Below are 18,219 nucleotides of genomic sequence, written 5' to 3' on the forward strand. Positions count from 1 at the left end.
TCAGCGGATTCCATCAGGGACAGGGGTATCTACCTCAGACAAAGTCCGGATGTATGGCTGCAATCTCTACCTCCTCACCATCACTACCTTGGGGGCTTGGCAAATAGGGGCGACCATGTATGAGATAGGTTCTAGTCAGCAGGGCGGGGGTGTCTGATGGCGGTCACCGAGGCTTGCCCGAATATAAACTGATTGGCGGAAGGCCGCCCCGGCGATGGGGGCGGCCTTCTTGTTTCAGGAACTGCTATCCTTCTTCGGCGATGTCCATCGCAGTGATGTTGTAACCGCAATCGACATAGGTTATTTCGCCGGTTACGGCGGAGGCCAAGTCTGAACAAAGGAAGGCGCCAACGTTCCCTACTTCCTCAATGGTTGCATTCCGTCTCAACGGTGAAAACTGCTGGTTGTGCTCCAGTAGTTTACGGAAATCGCTGATGCCCGCTGCTGCCAGCGTTTTGATCGGTCCGGCGGAGATGCCATTGACACGAATCCCGCTTGGACCCATGGAGTAAGCCAGATAACGTACATTGGCCTCCAAACTCGCCTTTGCCAAACCCATCACATTGTAATGCGGGATGGAGCGTACCGCGCCGAGGTAGCTCATGGTCAGCATCGCAGCGCTTCGACCTTCCATCAGTGGAAACCCGGCTTTTGCCAGCGCCGTAAAGCTGTAGGAGCTGATTTCATGGGCCAGACGAAAACCCTCGCGCGTTGTCGAGATATGGAAATCGCCGTCCAGTTCTTCACGGTTGGCGAAGGCGACCGAGTGCACAATGATGTCCACATGCCCCCAGATCTGTTTCAAGCTGTCGAAGACTTTTTGGATCTGTTCATCGCTGGCGACGTCACAGGGCAAAACAATCTCTGATCCGCATTCGTGAGCCATCTGCTCCAGGCGACCTTTCAACTTGTCGCCGAGATAGGTAAACGCCAGTTCCGCACCCTCGCGACGCATGGCCTGGGAGATACCCCAAGCGATGGATCGGTTGCTGGCCACGCCGACGACGAGGGCCTTTTTCCCTTCCAGAAAACCCATCTTGTTGTTCCCTTCTTGAAGTGCGCATGCTACCTGTTGCGGGTATACCGGCGCGGTGCGCTAAAGGTACCGAAAAACCTGGTTCAGGCAAAGGGTGGCAGTATAAAGACTAATGCGGGCCGATCATAAGCCTTGTTTCACAATTGGACTGTGAGCTCGATTGAGGGGATTGCGTGTGCGGCGAAGCAACGGGTAAGCAGTCGAACCAACCATGACCGCTACCCGGCACAGCTCGCGCGGGATTTTGAGACAGGTTCTAGCTAATCCGGGCTGGAGACTCGGATCTGTTTATCGGTCTGGAGACAGCCGCTGATGTGTAGCGGTACACTTGCAGGCACCCTGTGATGTAGGTCTGCCATCGGTGTCAGTCGGGTGGCTTGAACCGAACGCAAATCGGCGTTGTCAGGCTCTGCAAAATCGATACTCGAGAAACCTCGCAGCAAGACGGTGGTTCAAGCTGGTTCGTGATACCGGTTCGAGATCGAAAGTCGTTCCTGTTGCAATCGTATCGGCTGCCTGCAAGCCGCTGCGGATAGCCGGACCGATACCTTCGCACATATCACGCGTCGCCAATCCGGAAGAGTCGCCAATAACGAATGCATTCCCTAGCCGGGGGGTATCAATCTCGGAACGCAGGTAATAGCTGTAGCCGCTTGGTTCGAGTTCTGTTGTAGGGATCAATCGGGATTTTCGCAGTTTTTCGGTAAAACGTGACCAATGATCCTTAATGTCACTACCCCGGTCACTCAACCGCGTGGCCATTCCACCAATCCCGATATTGAGGTACCCCTCCGCTTTGGGCACGTACCAGGCGTAGCCTGGCAACCTGTGTTCGAAGAACCAGAGATGACAGTCACCGTTACGCCAGTGAAAAGGGAATTCCAGCTCCAGAGCGACCACCTGTAACGTCTTGGCGCGGGGATTGTGTTGTCGAAAGAACGTACGGTATACAGGACAGCGCGTACCTCCTGCGCCGATGAGGTACTTGCCGTGGTATTGATTGTCGATAAGGTAGCCGCCGTCAACTTCCTTGATGGTGCGTACATCGTGATTGATCATCGGGGCTCCGGAACGCTTCAGTAACCAGTCGTCGAATTCGATGCGGCGTATCGAGTGCTGCGGTGCCGTGAGCCTGAAGCTCATTCCATACAGGTGAACGACCGTTGTCTCGAAGGTGAGAAAGCTGTGGGGATAATCGGCAATATTTAGCTCCAGGTCGCTGACAACTTGAGGCGTGATCCACCCGGCACATAGTTTGAGCCGAGGAAAAGCCTCGCGGTCGAGCAGTAGACAGTCGATACCGTGCTGCTTTAAACGCCATGCACAACTGGATCCTGCGGGTCCGCCGCCTACGATCAGAACCTCGGTTGTGTGCATGTCGGCTCGATCATGATGTTCGGTGTTCAGTTCGAACGGATGGTGTTCTAGTGATACAGGTGCGCTCTGGTCCAGGCTCCGTCGTTTTTCATCGCTCTGGCAAACAGTACTTGATAGAGTTGCAGCGAGCCGACGTTGAAATTGGCAATGGATGCCGCCAGATAGAGACGCCAAGCACGGGCAAAAAACCCGTCGAACGATTCGCTGACCTGCCCTATGTTCCGCTCATAGCGCGAGAGCCAATGATTGAGCGTCAAGGCATAGTGCAAGCGCAGGTTTTCCACATCGATTACCGAGAGGCCCGGCCCTTCAAAGATATCCATCATTTGCCGCAACGTCGGCGCGTAACCGCCGGGGAAGAGCCTGCGCTCCGTCCATGCGCTCGTCGGTTCGGGCCGGTTTTGACCGATGGTGTGAATCAAACCCCGGCCATTGCTATGCAGCACTCGATCGATTAGTGCGCCGAGAGCGGCGTAATTCTCGATCCCCACATGCTCCAGCATCCCGATGGAGACGAAGACGTCATATTCCCCGCTAATGGTGCGATAGTCATCCTGCACGTACTCCACGCGATCGTCGAATCCTTCCGCTTTGGCCCGCTGGCGAGCAAACCTGATTTGCTCCGCTGAAATGTTGTAGGCGCGTACGGTAACGCCGTAGCGAAGCGCCATGTGTCGCGCCATGCTACCCCATCCGCAGCCCGCCTCGACCACTGTTTCGCCGGGCTTGAGGTCCAGTTTACGGCAGACATGGTCCATCTTGGCGAGTTGTGCTTCCTCCAGGGTCGCGTCGGGAGTGGGGAAGTAAGCACAGGTGTAGGCCATCTCCCGGTCGAGCCAGAGACGATAGAAATCGTTCCCGAGATCGTAGTGATGGTGGACATTTTCCGGGGATACATCCAGCGTATTGCGGCGCGAACGGGCACGGCCACGTGTGAAAAACCGCTGTATGGGACTCGGCCGATGGGCTTTTGCGCGGGCACGAAACAGCGCCTCGAGAAAATCGACCAGATCGCCATCGATCTCGATTGTTCCGCGGCTGTAGTCGTCACCGAAGTTGAGATTCGGATTGGTGAACAGTCGCCACAACGTCGGGCGGTTTTTCACCAGCATACGCGCTACGGGTGCCCCGGCGGCGGGAGCGTAGTGCTCTTCGCCATCCCATAGCGTTATCGCAATGGACGGGGAACCGATCGTATTGAGCAGCTGTGTGAGCAGCCAGGTCTCCAGTGGCCAGACGCCGGACTGATCAGTTTCTGCGAACGTGTGCGCGTCACTGGTGCTGGGGTGTGAGAATAGCGGAATATCAAGATAGGTCTTGTTGTGCTTCATAGGCGTGCCTCCTCCTTCATCGCCTTGGTTTCAAGCTACACAACGTCTGTAAAGATACCTCGAAGGATATCGCTCCGCTATCAGGCTAGGCCAGGTTGGCCCGTCTCGCAAGAGGGATCGTTGGCCAATCAAGGAAATCGAGCGGACCCCGGGTAAGGGGCCCCGGTGATAAGGGGAAGCCGATCAGTGGCCGGAGGGCGGCGGTGCCATGATGACCAGCAATACGGCGTTCTCCTCGGTCTCGTTGCGCACACCGTGTATGACTCCAGCGGGCGCGATCGCGACATCGTCAGCCCCTAGCTCCCGATACTCATCACCAATACGGATTGTTGGCCTTCCGTTCAACACGCAATAGACCTTGTCACTGTCATCGTGGGCATGGTCCTTCTGGGCCTGACCGGGTTGCAAGCAATAGAGATCACAAAACAGATGGGCGGAGCTATGCAGATTGATCTTCTTCATCTTTTCGGCGGAAAACCGGGCAAGTAGCTCCGGAGTGAAGTAATGCTCGCTCATGGGTGATGCCTCCCGGCGGTGTGGTGGGCAAAAGTTCGCAGATCTTCGAGAAACCGATCACGCTGCCACAGATGGGGTGAATGGTCGGTTCCCTCGTAGACATGCAGGATGGCTTGGGGGATGTGTTGGCGGACATACTCAGCCACCTCCACACTGTAGAAGTGACTTTCGTCACCGTGAATCAGCAGTGTCGGCACAACAATTTCTGGAAGCACGTCGCGGTAGTCCTGGTGAGTGAGGCTTTTCCAGACCTCGATCAATGGTCCCGATTGCAGGTTTTGCAGGTAGGATCGGGTGCGTTGCATGCGATCGGTATCCGCCGCATATTCCTCCTGGGCCATGGTGTTGTTGCCCTCCGCCACCAGGAGCAGCACCGATTCGGCAAAATCAGTTTCACAACGGGCTATGAAGTTGGTATTGCGCGCGGACGGAAAATCGCCGTAGATCCCGTGCGGCCAATCCTCCTCGGTAATCAGCTTCGGGGACTGATCGACTACAATCAACCCACCAAGGTGATGGCTGCCGAACTGGCGTATGTACTCCCAGGCAGTCAGCGCTCCCATGGAGTGGCCTACCAGCAGTGGGTGATCGAGGTCAAAGTGCTGAATCAGATCGTCGACGTCCTGCGCCATGCGTTGCACGGTGACCGGCCCAGGGGGGGGCGGATTGTGGGATCCGTGACCGCGCGCATCCCAGCAGTAGGTACCGAAGGTGTCGCTCAATGGTGCGGCGTATCCCAGCCATTCGCGGTGGTTTGAGGTCCAGCCGTGGAGAAAGAGTATGGCCGGGCCCTCTCCCTGAACGGCGACGGTCTGGGTTAGTTGGTCACTGGTAGGGTAGGTCTGCAGCACAGCACAAGACGATGGGTGAACAAGGGGCTCATGATGCGTTACGGTGCGGTCAATGTGAAGCTTTGACCGTGCGGCGACAGACGAAAATGCGACCTCTGCGAGCGGTTGCTACCAGTACTTTTCAACGTGGAGATTGCCGGGCTGCTTGCGCGTTGCTTCAACGTAACCCAATCCCGTCAGGAAGGTGGTGGCCTCTTCTATCATCCCGGGATTGCCACACAGAAACACATGGCAGGACTCCGGTCTCAGCGGAAAGCCGAAACGCTGTTCGAAATCGTGTGCCTCGAGCCACCGTTGGACGCGGCCGTGATCGCCGCCCCAGGCGGGATCGACATCGGGGCGCGAGATGGTTGGCAGATAACGAATGTTCTTAAAGCGTGCGGCATACGACTCGAGTTCGGGTCGATAACCCAGATCCCACGAGTAGCGGGCGCCATGAATAATGCCGATCCTGTCGGCGGGGAACTGGTAGGCGTGGGTTCGGAGCATACTGATGTAGGGACCGAGACCCGTGCCGGTTGCCACCATCAGCAGATTGGTATCGGTGGGAATATTCTCCAGGGTCAGAAAACCACGGGCCTGCGGGCCAAGAAAGAGGCGCGCCCCTGGTCTCAGTTGAAACAGACGAGGCGTCAGCTCACCCCCCGACAGCATCGATACGTAGAACTCGAGCTCGTGCTGTTGCGTACCCGAGCAGATTGAGTAGGGACGGCGGATCATCTGCTGCGGATCGCGTCCGTCGTCCTCTTCAGGATCGGCTTCGCCGAGTCTTTTCTCGCAGCGCTTCAGGCCCAATACCGAGTACTGCCCGGCAGCGAACGGGTAGTCGGCCTCATCGGGTTTGACGCGAAAGATCGCCAGGCGGGGCGTGATATCGAAACGTTCAATCAGGGTGGCGTTGTAATCCAAAGCCTGTTGGGTCACGATGCGGGGCCTTTCTCTTGCTTGAGTGAACAACTCGGAATAATAACAGCTGTCGGGCGGTTGGCGAATGCGGCATGCTCCGAGATAATACGCCCTTTGCCCGCCGCCCTGGCATTGTTGAATCGTACTGACTGGGAGTTCTGCATGACCGTTTCAGACAACCGTAGCTCGTTTGCACCACCCGCCCGCATGCTGATGGGACCCGGCCCGTCGGATATCGATCCACGGGTCCTTGCCGCTCTGTCACGACCCACGGTCGGGCATCTCGATCCCAGTTTCCAGGCGATGATGGAGGAGGTTAAGGAGCTGCTGCGGTATGCCTTCCAAACGGAGAATCCCCTTACGTTTCCCTTGTCTGCGCCGGGAAGCGTTGGGATGGAGTGCTGTCTCATCAACCTGATTGAACCGGGCGACAAGGTGGTGGTTTGCCGCAACGGCGTCTTCGGAGGGCGTATGGCGGAGATTGTTACCCGCTGCGGGGGCGAGTTGGTGGTGGTCGATGACGAATGGGGCCGAGCCGTCGATCCTGCGAAGCTTGAGGCCGCGCTCAAGGCCAATCCCGACACCAAGGTGGTTGCCTTTGTCCACGCCGAAACATCCACAGGCGCCGGTTCCAACGCCGAGCTCCTTTGCGGCATTGCGCGCCAGCACGGATGTCTGACCGTTGTTGACACAGTGACATCGCTGGGTGGCCTGCCGGTGCGGGTCGATGCCTGGGGTATCGATGCGATCTATTCAGGCAGTCAGAAGTGTCTCTCCTGCACACCAGGCCTCGCCCCGGTCAGTTTTAGCGAACGTGCGTTGGAATCCATACTCAGCCGCAAGACACCGGTGCAGAGCTGGTTTATGGACATTGGTCTCATCGCCGGCTACTGGAGCGGTGAAGGCAAGCGCAGCTACCACCACACCGCCCCGGTGCACGCTCTGTATGCGCTGCATGAGGCGTTGCGACTTCTCAGGGAGGAAGGGCTGGAGAACGCCTGGACTCGACATGCGCGAGCCCACCGCGGTCTGCGTGCCGGCCTCGAGGCCCTGGGCCTGGAACTGTTGGTGCCGAAGGGTGAGCGACTGCCGCAGCTCAACGTTGTGATTGTGCCTGATGGCGTCGATGAGGCGCAGGTGCGCATGCGTCTGCTCAACGAATACGGTCTGGAGATAGGCGCAGGTCTGGGAGCGCTGGCAGGTAAGGTATGGCGCATTGGCGTGATGGGCTACGGAGCAACCCCGCGCAACGTGCTCTACACTCTGGCGGCGTTGGAAGCGGTCCTGAATCGCGGCAGCGGTTCGGTGGCTGCCGCCGAGAGTGTTTTCAGCGCTACCCGTTGATGAATCGAGTCGCCCGCAATGCCGTGACGGTTGGAGTGCTCCTGGCGGTCACTCTGATTTCGCCCGTTTGGGCGCAATCCGTATCCCTCGTCGGGCCTCAGACGCAGGGTGGCTTGCTGGTCGGGAAGGCCCCCCCGGAGACCGAGATCCACTTCGAAGGCGAACGATTGAGGGTCTCGGCGTCCGGGGAGTTTTTGCTTGGTTTTGCACGGGATGCCGCCCCTGCCGCCCGGATCGATATCGTCTATCCCGACGGTTCGCGGGAGCGCCGTGTCATACCCGTCACGCAGCGCCAGTATGATATCCAGCGCATAGATGGTCTGCCGCCGCGGCAGGTTACGCCGAGCGCGACTGACCTTGAGCGCATCCGTGCTGAAAACGCCCTGGTGGCGAGGGCAAGGGCAAAACGCGATGAGCGTAGTGACTATCGGAGGGGATTTGTCTGGCCGGCGCGAGGAAGGATCACGGGTGTCTACGGAAGTCAGCGAATTTTGAACGGCGAGGCGCGGCGGCCTCATTATGGGGTCGACGTGGCAGGGCCGGTGGGTACCACCGTGGTTGCACCGGCCGCGGGAATCGTGACTTTGGCTCACCCCGATATGTTCTTCTCCGGTGGCACTCTGATTGTCGATCACGGTCGCGGTCTCTCCTCGTCGTTCCTGCATCTCAGCCGCTTGCTGGTGCGGGAAGGCGACAGGGTAGAGCAAGGTCAGAAAATCGCCGAGATCGGCGCTACCGGCCGGGTGAGCGGCCCGCATCTCGACTGGCGGATGAATCTGCGGGATGTGCGCATCGATCCCCAGTTGCTGGTGGGATCAATGCCGGAGCGGTAACGGGGGATGATGGGGTGTTATGCGCTGCCCGATTGACGGGTGACATCCACGAATAAGGTCAAGCGTTGACCGGGTTGCAGATAGGCGCCCTTCTTGATGCCGTTCCATTGCTGCAGTTTGCTGACACTCACCCGGAAACGCTGCGCGATGCGCGCCAGGGAATCACCGCGACGTACGGTGTAGTTGACACGTTGAATACGGCCCTCGTGATTGGGGGTGCTTTGTGCGGTTTTCTGCAGTCCAGACTGCTGCCAAATGACCAGTTTCTGGCCTGGTTTCAGTGGATCCCTCGGTGCCATACCGTTCCAGCGCGCCAGCGCGCTCACCGAGACCTGGTAGCTGCGGCTGATATCCCACAGTGTGTCGCCTGCAGCGACCGTATGGACCACTTTGTTGCTGCCGCGTGGTGTCGATTGAATGCTTTTAAGCCGCTGATCGGCGCTCAGTGTATAGCTCGCTGACGCCCGGCTGGCCACAGGAATCAGCAGGTGATGACCGGCGCGGATGATGTGGCCGCGAAGGCTGTTGACCCGCTGTAATACCGCCACCGTGGTACGGTTGTTGCGGGCGATCTGGCCAAGCGTTTCGCCGCTTTTTACCCGGTGTCGTTTCCACGTGACCCGCTCTTCCTGGGGAACATTGGCAAGCTCATCTTCGAACCGGTCTGCGGCTTCAAGGGGTAGCACTAAACGGTGCGGACCTTCAGGTGCGGTCGCCCAACGATTGAAACCCGGGTTGAGGCGATAGATCTCCTCGATGGGCAGTTCCGCAAGCTCTGCCGCCATGGCGAGATCGATCTGCGAATCCAGATCCACCATGCGGAAATAGCGTTGATCGGTGATCGGCTGTAACACCATGCCGTACGCTTCTGGATCTGCGACGAGATCGCGCAGGGCCAGCAGGCGCGGTACGTAAGTTCGTGTCTCTTTGGGCAGGTCCAAAGACCAGAAATCTGTCGCTTTGTTGCGGGCCCTGTTCTTGCGAATCGCTTTTCGTACGGTTCCGGAACCGGAATTGTAGGCGGCTAGAGCGAGCATCCAGTCGCCATCGAAGTAACCGGTCAGCTTCTCCAGATAGTCGAGTGCGGCGTTGGTTGAAGCGACGATGTCGCGACGTCCGTCATACCACCAGTTCTGGTCGAGATCGAAAATCCTCCCGGTCGACGGAATGAACTGCCAGATTCCGGCCGCGCGCCCCGCGGAATAGGCAAAGGGTTGAAACGCGCTTTCGACGATAGGCAGCAGCGCCAGCTCGGCGGGCATATTGCGTAGTTCGAGTTCGCTGACGATGAAGTGCAGGTAGGGTTCAGCGCGCTCGGCCACCCGGTCCAGATAGGCCTGATTCTTGGTGTACCATTGCCGTTCAACATCGATGCGCGAATTGGCCTCGAAGGGCAATGAAAATCCGCCGCGTACCCGATCCCATAAGTTCCATTCGATACCTTCGCTGAGATGAAGGTGAACATCGGGCGAGCAAACCTCGCCAGGCGCTGCCATGAGTTCAAGATCGGCGATGGCCAAGGCCTCGGGGAGGGGGGTTTGCATTTCGGGTTCTGGTACCCTGGTTTGGAGCGCCTCCGTTTGCGTGGGCTGCAGCGCCACACAACCGCTCAGCGACAGCGCCAGCACCAGCAATCCCCAGTGTCCATGTCCCATCTGCATTATTCTTGTCGCCCTTGAACTAAGCGTGGTAACTATCGGAACGATAGAGAGATTGCTACTTAAGGTCAACCCACTGGTTCACGCGGGCATAAGTGGTTTATCGTCCCCACCGCGCCAGGGCGCCCTGTGTACAATAGGCGCTGTAGCGATAGACAACGGCGGTCTGGGTGCACGGCGGTTGAGGTACTTGAAATCGAATGAAGGGTAACGGCAGCGTCGGTGCAACCTCCATCAGCAGCGCGGTACGCAACCGTATGCGCGCGTGGTATCGGCGGGCACCTGGATCGCTGCTGCTGGCGGCAGCCCGCAATGAAGTGGACGGTCTGCTTCCCTACGTCTTCGGCTACTACATCCTGCAGATCGGATCCCTGGGCCGAGAACGCGATCTGCTCAAAAGTTGCCGGATCAAGCACCGGCTGGTGATCGACGCCGACCACGAGAACAGAGTGGGGGATGCGGGGATGTTTGCCCGTGCCGATAGCCTGCCAATCGCCAGCGACAGTATCGATGCCGTGGTCCTCACCCATACCCTCGAATTGGAATCCGATCCGCATCAGGTCTTGCGCGAAGTGGATCGCATCCTGATACCCGAAGGGCACGCCCTGATCATTGGCTTCAATCCGTGGAGCCTATGGGGGCTTTGGCGGTTATTTCTCAAACGTGGTGCGCGCGTCCCGTGGTGTCTGCGCTTCGTAAGTCCGACCCGTGTCAAGGACTGGTTGGCGCTGCTCGGATTTGATATCACCTATGAGGCGCCCATTTTTTTCCGGCCACCGTTGCGCTATGAAAGACTGCAGAAACGCTTGCAGTTCATGGAGCGCGTCGGGCGGCGCTTCTGGCCCTTCTTTGGCGGTGGCTATGTCATACTCGCGCGCAAACGGGTGGCAACACTGACGCCGATTCGCATGCGTTGGAAGGGACGCAGAACACTGATGCCGGGGCTGGTCGAGCCCACAACCAGGAGTTACCGTAAGAGTGGATCGAATTGAGCTATACACCGACGGCGCATGCCGCGGCAATCCGGGACCGGGAGGCTGGGGTGCTGTCCTGCGCTTGAATCAGCACGAAAAGGAACTATACGGTGGAGAATCCGAAACCACCAACAACCGCATGGAGCTGATGGCGGCAATCGCTGGTCTGGAGGCGTTGAAGCGCCCCTGCCAGGTGCATATCACCACCGACTCACAATACGTCATGAAGGGCATTACCGAGTGGTTGGCAAACTGGAAGCGGCGCGGATGGAAAACCGCTGCTAAACAGCCGGTCAAGAATGTCGATCTGTGGCAGCGGCTTGATGCTGCACTTGCCCCGCATCAGGTCACCTGGGAGTGGGTGCGCGGGCACACAGGGCACCCTGAAAATGAGCGTGCCGATGCACTGGCCAATCGCGGCATCGACGAACTCATTGCCGTGTAGCGAGGGAACCAGATATGCGACAGATCGTGCTCGATACCGAAACCACTGGCTTGGAGCCGGCTCAGGGGCACCGCATCATAGAGATCGGGTGCGTAGAGCTGATCAATCGGAGACCCACGGGAAATACCTATCACCAATACCTGCAGCCGGATCGTGAGATCGACCAGGGTGCTATCGAGGTCCATGGCATCACCAATCAGTTCCTGGCGGACAAGCCACGCTTTGACGAGGTAGCGGATGAGTTTCTCGGCTTTCTTGGGGACGCCGAGTTAGTCATTCACAACGCCCCCTTCGACCTGGGTTTCATCAACCACGAGTTGCAGCGTATCGAACACGTGCTCAGCGACATCGCCACACGCTGCCGGGTAATCGACACCCTGGCGCTTGCGCGCGATAGGCATCCCGGCCAGCGCAACAGCCTCGATGCATTGTGCAAGCGTTACGAGATCGATAATTCACAACGCGAATTGCACGGTGCATTGCTGGATGCCGAGATACTCGCCGATGTCTATCTGACCATGACCGGCGGACAGGCAACGTTGTCGCTGGATCGCTCCGCCGGTCGAGTCGAAGGGGGGCAGACCACGACAGGTATCCGGCGACTGCCCGCCGATCGGCCGCCGCTGCTGGTGGTCGCCGCCTCGATGGAAGAACTGGCGGCGCACGAGACGCGGCTCGATGCCATAGAAGAGGCTTCCGGAGGTCAGTGTGTGTGGCGCGAGGCGTCGCGCTAGCGACAGCGGATTCAGTCCGTGTAAAACCGGGAGGAGCGGTCACTCAAAGATAATAAATGATCAGGTAGCTCGCCAACAGAATCGCCACCCAGAGCACCATGCTCCCGGTAGGCCAGGTCCGCGCCAATATGCCTCGCGGTCCGTGATGACGGAAGAGGCCGTCAACCAGACGGTTGAAACGACTGATGACACCCCGTCTGAAGCCAGCGTCGACAGGCGCGGCAACCGCAACCATAGTGCTGATCGCTATTGGCGCCGCCTTACGGTAGATCCAATCGAAATCGAGGTTGATTGCTCGCTGCTCATGCGGGTAGAGGCCGGTGCGCATCAGTACCGCGACACCCAATATAGCGAGCAACAGCAGTTGCAACTGTGTCACCACGTGAGTGACCGTATAGGGGTCGTAATCCGTTGCGTACGGCAGGATCAGGTAGAGCGGTGCCGGATATACGCCGATCGCGATGCAAAGGAACGCGGTTAGACCCATCGCGATCAACATGCTCCTTGGGGCCTCAGCGACGCGTGTGCCGTTGTCAGGGCCGAAGAAAGCGAAGTAAGGCACCTTGATTCCGGCATGCTCGACGACGCCGGCCGATGCAAACAGCAGTACCAGCCACACCCACAGGTAGCCGTTGTCGACGGTTGCACTCATGATCAACGACTTGCTGACGAAACCGCTGAACAACGGAAACGCAGAGATTGAAGCCGCGCCTACAATGCAGAAGGCGGCTGTCAACGGCATCGACTTGTACAAACCGCCGAGTTCCGATCCCTTCGCGGTGCCAGTGCGCAGCAGCACCGCACCGACCGACATGAACAATAGCGCCTTGTAGAGGATGTGAGCAAAAGCATGCGCGGCTGTGCCATTCAACGCGAGTTCGGTGCCGACACCGATACCGACCACCATAAAGCCGAGCTGGTTATTGAGGCTGTATGCCAGCACGCGGCGCAGGTCGTTCTCGATGACGGCATAGAAGATCGGGAACGCGGCCATGAGGGCACCGATCCAGATCAGCATCTCGGTGCCGGCGAAACCGCGGGCTAAAGTATATACGGCCAGTTTGGTGGTGAACGCCGATAGAAACACGGTACCTGTGACGGTCGCCTCAGGATAGGCATCCTGCAGCCAGTTGTGCATAAGCGGAAAAGCACACTTGATGCCAAAGGCGGCAAAAATTAGCGCCGTACCCATGCTGCTGAGCCCGAGGTGGTCAAACTCGATTGAGCCTGTCTCGTTGTAGTGGAGCAACAAGCCGACAAACAGAATCACCCCAGACCCCACCTGAATCACCAGATAGCGCATCCCGGCGCGATACGCCCGTTCATTGCGGCTCGCCCATATCAGGAAAACCGACGAAATTGCGGTCAACTCCCAATAGACGAACAGCGTAACCAAGTCGCCAGCGAACAGGGCCGCGATAGCCGCGCCCGCGTAGATCAGCGCCGCAACACGCTGCATCGTATCCCGTATCCCGAGCGCGTAGATGATGCTGAGGAACGCGGCAATGTGGAAGATGTAGCCAAACAGCAGACTCAGGCGATCGACCCGCAGTAATTCGAGCGTCAAGCCGAACAATTCGATAGTGACCGAGGCTTCTGCCGGAAGCGCGAGCAACTGCAGGAAACCGAGCACCGGAAGCATCAGCATATAGGCGCCGCTCAAGCGCGCCGGCACCAGTGGTAGCAGTATGGCGCCCGCGATTAACAGCAGCCCGGGCGGTAACAGGGTGCTGAAGCTAGCGATCATAGTAGTCCTCCGGTCGCTTCAGCAGCTTGCGCAACTGTTTAGCCAGCAGGATCAGCGCCACGCACGCAACAAAACCGAATATCGCGTAAAAGCCAAACCACGCCTCAAACTCGTGATAGGTGTGCTTATCGTAGAAAAGGTCGGGAATGATGATCAGCACGCATACCGCCCACAGCGCGTAGTACAATTTATCGCGATTGCGCGGCTCGTCGAGCCACCATTTGCGATTGGATTTCATCGTATCTGCCCCAAGAGCTGGGTGATCGGTTGCACGTAGAAGAACAGCACGATCGACCCGATCGCGGTAAGGAACAGCGGCGCGACGCACAACAGGGGTGCCTCCTGGACGCCACCTGTCCACCCGTCCTTTGCCGGCAGAAGGAATCCGCGCGCGACGATTGGCATCAGGTAAGCGACGTTCAGCAATGTGGAGAGTGCTAACACGCCGACCAATACCAGGCGGTCTGCTTCTAAGGCTCCCATCATCAGGTACCATTTCGACCACGCACCGCCGGTTGGAGGCAACCCGATCACTGCCAGCGAGCCGATGAAAAACGCGAACAAGGTTACCGGCATCCGCCTGCCGATGCCGTCGAGTTCGGAAATTTCGGTTTTGTGCGCAGCGACGTAGATCGCGCCGGCACAGAAAAACAGCGTGATCTTGCCGAATGCATGCATCACGATGTGCATACCGCCGCCCGTAATGCTCCAGGCGTTCGCTAACATGGCCGCGAGGACGATGTAGGCGAGTTGGCTGACCGTAGAGTAGGCGAGGCGCGCCTTCAGATTATCCCTGGTGAGCGCTACCAGCGATGCGGAGATCAGCGTGAAGGCTGCAACGTACTGCAACCATAGCGAGATCTGACCGTCGCGCAGCGTCTCTATACCGAAAATGTAGACGCTGACCTTGAGCACGGTGAAAACACCCGCCTTCACTACCGCGACCGCATGTAACAAAGCGCTGACGGGCGTAGGTGCCACCATCGCAGCCGGTAGCCAACGGTGAAAGGGCATCAACGCCGCCTTACCGATGCCGAAGACGTAGAGCGCAAACAGCACGACCAGAACCCCTGCCGAGATCGAAGAATCGAAGATTCCGCCTTCGCGAAAGTCGAGTGTGCCGGTAATGGTCCACGTCCATACGATACCCAGTAGTTGAAAGCCTATGGAGGTGCCGATCAGTATGCCTAAATAGACACGACCCGCTTTCTTGGCCTTCTCGGTGCCGGAATGAGTCACCAGCGGGAAGGTGCAGAGGGTCAAAACCTCGTAGAAGGCGAACAGCGTGAACATGTTGGCAGCAAAGGCAACGCCCAACGCACTGCCGATGGAGATCGCGAAGAAGATATAGAAGCGTGTCTGATTCTCTTCATGGTGGCCACGCATATAGCCGATGGAGTAGATCGACGTGACGATCCATAAAAAGCTTGCCAGCAATCCGAACACCATGCCCAGCGGTTCGACCTGAAATGCGATGGGCAGCCCAGGGAAGGGTTCGGCCAGCACCAGACCGGGGCGCGCATTTTCCGCGACCGCAGGGTAAATCAGCGCAACTACCAGGAAGGTGGCTATAGCGGTGATGAGTGTCGCCGCCTCGCGCAAATTGGGCCAGCGGCCGAGCGCACCCACGGCGCCAGCGCCAATGAAGGGCAGCAGGAGGGCGGTCAGAACGAGCGCATTGATGCTCACGGCGCGATCCCCATCAACTGCAGCGCGGCCTGACGCGCCACGCCGGCGGTCAGGTCGGTATCGATGCCGAAGTAAAAATTGGCCAGAATCAGCAGCCAGGTGGGCGCCAGCAGCGACAGCGGCGCCTCGCGCACTGTCGCTTTGCCCTCATACGGCTTGAAGTAAGCGGTCTCGATCACACGCCAGACGTAGATTACGGCCAATAGCGACCCGATCAGCACGATAGCCGCCACCGGCCACAGCCCCTTCTCCAAAGCCCCGACCACCAGGTACCACTTACTGATGAAGCCGGCGGTGAGTGGCACACCGATCAGGCTGAGTCCGCCACCGACAAAGGCGGCCATCGTCCACGGCATGCACCGCCCCAGACCGGCTAAGTCTTTGATCTGCGCGGAACCCAGACGATAGACCACGCACCCCAATGCCAAAAACAGCCCGCCTTTCATCAGCGCGTGGTTGAACAAATGGACCAGCGCGGAGGTAAGGCCAGTCACCGAGGCGAGGCTGATACCGGCAATGATGTAGCCGATCTGTGCCACACTGGAGTAGGCCAGCAGGCGCTTGGCGTCATCCTGAAAGATGGCCACCATCGAAGCGCTCAAAATGGCAATCATCGAGAGCGGCAGAAGGATCTTATCCAGCGGCATGGCCACCAGTGCGAACTCAACGCCGAAGATGGTAAAGATCACCCGGATCAGCGCGTACACCGCCACCTTGGTGGCCGTGCCGGCCAAGAACGCGGTGACCACTGATGGCGCGTAGGTGTAGGCGTTGGGTAACCACAGATGGAGCGGGAAGAGCGCTAATTTGAGGCTGATGCCGACGGTCAGGAAGGCGAGCGCAGCGCGCACCGTGCGTGAGTCAAACAGTGGGGGTAGGCGTTCGGCGAGGTCCGCCATGTTCAACGTACCCGTCACCATATAGAGCAAGCCGATGCCGATGAGATAGAACGTGGCGCCGAGGGTGCCCATGATCAGGTACTGATAGGCGGCGGTCAGCGCACGGCGATCCTTGCCCATGCTGACCAGCGCGTAGGTGGCAAGGGAGGAGATCTCCAGAAACACGAAGAGATTGAAGGCGTCACCGGTGATGGCGATGCCTAACAGGCCGATCAGGCACAAGAGATAGGCTGCGTAGAAGAGATGGTGCTTCTGCGCATCGATTTCCGTTGCCACACTACGTCGTGCATACAGTAGTACCACCGTACCGATGGCAGCGACGATCACCAACACAAAGGCGTCGAGGGTATCTACGCGATATTCAATGCCCCAGGGGGGAGCCCACCCGCCGATAGCGTAACTGATGATGCCCTCATCCAGGGTCTGCGCGAGCAGTGAAGCGGCAATGAAGAGAGACGCCAGGCTCGCCAGCAGGGCTATGAACCAACTGAGCGGTCCGTGCCGGACAATGACGCAGAGCGGCGCCGCGAGCAGCGGCACCACAACCTGCAGTACGGGGTAGTGTGTCGCAAAACTCACGAAGCGGAATCCTGGCTCTGTATATCCTCTTCCTCGATGGAGCCGTAGGCCTCTTTGATACGCACTACCAAGGCCAGGCCCAGGGCCGTGATAGCGACGCCCACGACGATAGCGGTCAGAATCAGCACGTGGGGCAAGGGATTGGAATAGATCACCGACTCGGCACCCTCCACTACGATCGGCGCCGTTCCACCGGTAACCTTGCCTATGCTGATGTAGAGGATGAAGACCGAGGTCTGAAAGACGTTGAGGCCGATAATCTTCTTGATCAGATTGCCGGAAGCAATGACGACGTAGAAACCCGCCATCATCAGCGCGATCACAATCCAGTAGTTGTACAGCCCCAGCAGGTCGGTCACGATTTGCTGCGTCCTGCAAAATACAAGAAGATCGTGATCATTGCCGCTGCTACGGTAGTACCGACACCCAATTCGATGAGCAGTATACCGAGATGTTGGCCAGCCACCGGGTCGTGCGCCAACACGTTGTAGTCGAGAAAATTTCCACCCAGCAATAGCGTTGCGACCCCGACGCCAGCGAAAATCAAGACGCCTAACGCGATCAGCACGCGAATAATCTCCAGAGGGGCGACTTTGCGCGCTGCATCGAGACCGAAGATCAGGCCGTAGAGGATGAAAGCGGAGGCGAAGATGACGCCGGCCTGAAAACCGCCGCCGGGACTGTATTCGCCATGAAACTGGACGTAGAGCGCAAAGAGCAGAATAAATGGGATCAGCAGCTTGGCAACTGCGCGCAGGACCATGTGGTGGATCACGACTGATCCTCCTTCCGGTCCGATTTACGGCGCCGGCCAGCCAGTAACATCATTACGCCTACCCCGGCGGTAAAGATCACGGTAACCTCGCCCAGAGTGTCGTAGCCGCGGTAACTGGCCAGCACCGAGGTCACCATGTTGGGTATGCCGATCTCTTTGGGAGACTCCTCGATATAGCGCGGTGCGACGTGCTGATGGGCGGGTGCACCCGGATCGCCGTAGCGCGGCATATCCAGAGTGCCATAGATCAAGGCGGCGCCCGTGATGCAGACGACCAGAACGGGCAGAATCGTATGCCCGGTTTTTTCCTGTGCCTTGCTTCCCGTCAAACCGAGAGTGGCCAGTAGGAGCACGGTTGAAATTCCCGCCCCTACCGCGGCTTCTGTAAACGCCACATCGACCGCATCCAGCGCCAGCAAGATCACGGCGCTCTGCAAGCTGTAAATCCCCGAAAGTATGACCGCTGCCATCAGGCTGCGCGAGCGGATGATGCCAATCGCGATCACCGCCAGAAAGGAGAGCAGC

Annotated in this window: 19 protein-coding genes; 5 read left to right on the forward strand and 14 right to left on the reverse strand. The window is 58.5% G+C overall.

The genetic code is table 11. From position 1 onward, the window contains the following. Nucleotides 1-244: 244 nt before the first annotated feature. The 6 genes from DWQ09_12670 to DWQ09_12695 form a co-directional block, all read right to left on the reverse strand. Nucleotides 245-1,036 (reverse strand): SDR family NAD(P)-dependent oxidoreductase, encoded by a 792-nt coding sequence (locus tag DWQ09_12670; GenBank protein KAA3627186.1) that lies wholly within the window; start codon nt 1,034-1,036, stop codon nt 245-247. A gap of 402 nt (nt 1,037-1,438) precedes the next feature. Continuing rightward, the gene (locus tag DWQ09_12675) at nt 1,439-2,413 is read right to left on the reverse strand and encodes an NAD(P)/FAD-dependent oxidoreductase (protein ID KAA3627187.1); all 975 of its coding nucleotides are present in this window, start codon (nt 2,411-2,413) and stop codon (nt 1,439-1,441) included. A 47-nt stretch (nt 2,414-2,460) separates the two neighbouring features. Continuing rightward, nucleotides 2,461-3,744, reverse strand: a complete 1,284-nt coding sequence (locus DWQ09_12680; protein ID KAA3627188.1) for a class I SAM-dependent methyltransferase — start codon at nt 3,742-3,744, stop codon at nt 2,461-2,463. Nucleotides 3,745-3,927: 183 nt separating this feature from the next. Next, a complete protein-coding gene (locus DWQ09_12685; protein KAA3627189.1) occupies nt 3,928-4,260 on the reverse strand; it encodes a cupin domain-containing protein in 333 nt (110 codons plus the stop codon). Further along, nucleotides 4,257-5,108: an alpha/beta hydrolase gene (locus DWQ09_12690; protein KAA3627372.1), complete on the reverse strand. Its 852-nt coding sequence runs from the start codon at nt 5,106-5,108 to the stop codon at nt 4,257-4,259. Before DWQ09_12690 ends, DWQ09_12685 begins: the two co-directional genes overlap by 4 nt. A 111-nt stretch (nt 5,109-5,219) precedes the next feature. Further along, entirely contained in the window at nt 5,220-6,035 is an 816-nt protein-coding gene (locus tag DWQ09_12695) for a ferredoxin--NADP reductase (protein KAA3627190.1), read from the reverse strand. 144 nt (nt 6,036-6,179) lie between these two features. On the opposite strand from DWQ09_12695, the gene DWQ09_12700 reads away from it, so the two are divergent. After that, nucleotides 6,180-7,361, forward strand: coding sequence for an alanine--glyoxylate aminotransferase family protein (locus DWQ09_12700; GenBank protein KAA3627191.1), 1,182 nt, complete (start codon nt 6,180-6,182; stop codon nt 7,359-7,361). Further along, nucleotides 7,361-8,194, forward strand: coding sequence for a M23 family peptidase (locus tag DWQ09_12705; GenBank protein KAA3627192.1), 834 nt, complete (start codon nt 7,361-7,363; stop codon nt 8,192-8,194). Before DWQ09_12700 ends, DWQ09_12705 begins: the two co-directional genes overlap by 1 nt. A gap of 17 nt (nt 8,195-8,211) precedes the next feature. Here DWQ09_12705 and DWQ09_12710 read toward each other — a convergent pair whose 3' ends face one another. Then, a complete protein-coding gene (locus tag DWQ09_12710; GenBank protein ID KAA3627193.1) occupies nt 8,212-9,855 on the reverse strand; it encodes a LysM peptidoglycan-binding domain-containing protein in 1,644 nt (547 codons plus the stop codon). 197 nt (nt 9,856-10,052) lie between these two features. Between DWQ09_12710 and DWQ09_12715 the strand changes: the two genes are divergently transcribed. From DWQ09_12715 to DWQ09_12725, 3 genes are read left to right on the forward strand one after another with little or no spacing between them, the layout of a single operon-like run. Beyond that, the gene (locus tag DWQ09_12715; protein KAA3627194.1) at nt 10,053-10,844 is read left to right on the forward strand and encodes an SAM-dependent methyltransferase; all 792 of its coding nucleotides are present in this window, start codon (nt 10,053-10,055) and stop codon (nt 10,842-10,844) included. Continuing rightward, on the forward strand, nt 10,831-11,271 hold the full coding sequence (locus DWQ09_12720) for a ribonuclease HI (protein KAA3627195.1): 441 nt from the start codon (nt 10,831-10,833) through the stop codon (nt 11,269-11,271). Before DWQ09_12715 ends, DWQ09_12720 begins: the two co-directional genes overlap by 14 nt. A 14-nt stretch (nt 11,272-11,285) precedes the next feature. Then, the gene (locus DWQ09_12725; protein ID KAA3627196.1) at nt 11,286-12,005 is read left to right on the forward strand and encodes a DNA polymerase III subunit epsilon; all 720 of its coding nucleotides are present in this window, start codon (nt 11,286-11,288) and stop codon (nt 12,003-12,005) included. Between the two features lie 43 nt (nt 12,006-12,048). Here the strand turns inward: DWQ09_12725 and DWQ09_12730 are convergent, their stop codons facing one another. The 7 genes from DWQ09_12730 to DWQ09_12760 are packed head-to-tail and all read right to left on the reverse strand — an operon-like array spanning nt 12,049 to nt 18,164. Further along, on the reverse strand, nt 12,049-13,752 hold the full coding sequence (locus tag DWQ09_12730; GenBank protein KAA3627197.1) for a Na(+)/H(+) antiporter subunit D: 1,704 nt from the start codon (nt 13,750-13,752) through the stop codon (nt 12,049-12,051). Continuing rightward, a complete protein-coding gene (locus DWQ09_12735; GenBank protein KAA3627198.1) occupies nt 13,742-13,990 on the reverse strand; it encodes a hypothetical protein in 249 nt (82 codons plus the stop codon). Before DWQ09_12735 ends, DWQ09_12730 begins: the two co-directional genes overlap by 11 nt. Further along, nucleotides 13,987-15,441, reverse strand: a complete 1,455-nt coding sequence (locus tag DWQ09_12740; GenBank protein KAA3627199.1) for a monovalent cation/H+ antiporter subunit D family protein — start codon at nt 15,439-15,441, stop codon at nt 13,987-13,989. The genes DWQ09_12735 and DWQ09_12740 overlap by 4 nt, the downstream gene beginning before the upstream one ends. Next, nucleotides 15,438-16,919: a monovalent cation/H+ antiporter subunit D family protein gene (locus tag DWQ09_12745; GenBank protein KAA3627200.1), complete on the reverse strand. Its 1,482-nt coding sequence runs from the start codon at nt 16,917-16,919 to the stop codon at nt 15,438-15,440. The genes DWQ09_12740 and DWQ09_12745 overlap by 4 nt, the downstream gene beginning before the upstream one ends. Then, complete coding sequence (locus DWQ09_12750) at nt 16,916-17,278, reverse strand: Na+/H+ antiporter subunit C (GenBank protein ID KAA3627201.1); 363 nt, start codon at nt 17,276-17,278, stop codon at nt 16,916-16,918. The genes DWQ09_12745 and DWQ09_12750 overlap by 4 nt, the downstream gene beginning before the upstream one ends. Further along, nucleotides 17,275-17,694 carry a Na(+)/H(+) antiporter subunit B gene (locus DWQ09_12755; GenBank protein ID KAA3627202.1) on the reverse strand — a complete coding sequence of 140 codons (420 nt, stop codon included), beginning with the start codon at nt 17,692-17,694 and terminating at the stop codon, nt 17,275-17,277. The genes DWQ09_12750 and DWQ09_12755 overlap by 4 nt, the downstream gene beginning before the upstream one ends. After that, nucleotides 17,691-18,164 (reverse strand): DUF4040 domain-containing protein, encoded by a 474-nt coding sequence (locus tag DWQ09_12760; protein KAA3627373.1) that lies wholly within the window; start codon nt 18,162-18,164, stop codon nt 17,691-17,693. The genes DWQ09_12755 and DWQ09_12760 overlap by 4 nt, the downstream gene beginning before the upstream one ends. Between the last annotated feature and the right edge of the window lie 55 nt (nt 18,165-18,219).

It is taken from the genome of Pseudomonadota bacterium, assembly GCA_008501635.1.
In the GTDB taxonomy this organism is placed as follows: Bacteria; Pseudomonadota; Gammaproteobacteria; order QQUJ01; family QQUJ01; genus QQUJ01.

Bases quoted from the DNA above. Each gene is read 5' to 3' on its own strand.
- DWQ09_12670 (KAA3627186.1), bottom strand. From the start codon at position 1,036: ATGGGTTTTCTGGAAGGGAAAAAGGCCCTCGTCGTCGGCGTGGCCAGC.
- DWQ09_12675 (KAA3627187.1), bottom strand. From the start codon at position 2,413: ATGCACACAACCGAGGTTCTGATCGTAGGCGGCGGACCCGCAGGATCC.
- DWQ09_12680 (KAA3627188.1), bottom strand. From the start codon at position 3,744: ATGAAGCACAACAAGACCTATCTTGATATTCCGCTATTCTCACACCCC.
- DWQ09_12685 (KAA3627189.1), bottom strand. From the start codon at position 4,260: ATGAGCGAGCATTACTTCACTCCGGAGCTACTTGCCCGGTTTTCCGCC.
- DWQ09_12700 (KAA3627191.1), top strand. From the start codon at position 6,180: ATGACCGTTTCAGACAACCGTAGCTCGTTTGCACCACCCGCCCGCATG.
- DWQ09_12705 (KAA3627192.1), top strand. From the start codon at position 7,361: ATGAATCGAGTCGCCCGCAATGCCGTGACGGTTGGAGTGCTCCTGGCG.
- DWQ09_12710 (KAA3627193.1), bottom strand. From the start codon at position 9,855: ATGCAGATGGGACATGGACACTGGGGATTGCTGGTGCTGGCGCTGTCG.
- DWQ09_12715 (KAA3627194.1), top strand. From the start codon at position 10,053: ATGAAGGGTAACGGCAGCGTCGGTGCAACCTCCATCAGCAGCGCGGTA.
- DWQ09_12725 (KAA3627196.1), top strand. From the start codon at position 11,286: ATGCGACAGATCGTGCTCGATACCGAAACCACTGGCTTGGAGCCGGCT.
- DWQ09_12730 (KAA3627197.1), bottom strand. From the start codon at position 13,752: ATGATCGCTAGCTTCAGCACCCTGTTACCGCCCGGGCTGCTGTTAATC.
- DWQ09_12735 (KAA3627198.1), bottom strand. From the start codon at position 13,990: ATGAAATCCAATCGCAAATGGTGGCTCGACGAGCCGCGCAATCGCGAT.
- DWQ09_12760 (KAA3627373.1), bottom strand. From the start codon at position 18,164: ATGGCAGCGGTCATACTTTCGGGGATTTACAGCTTGCAGAGCGCCGTG.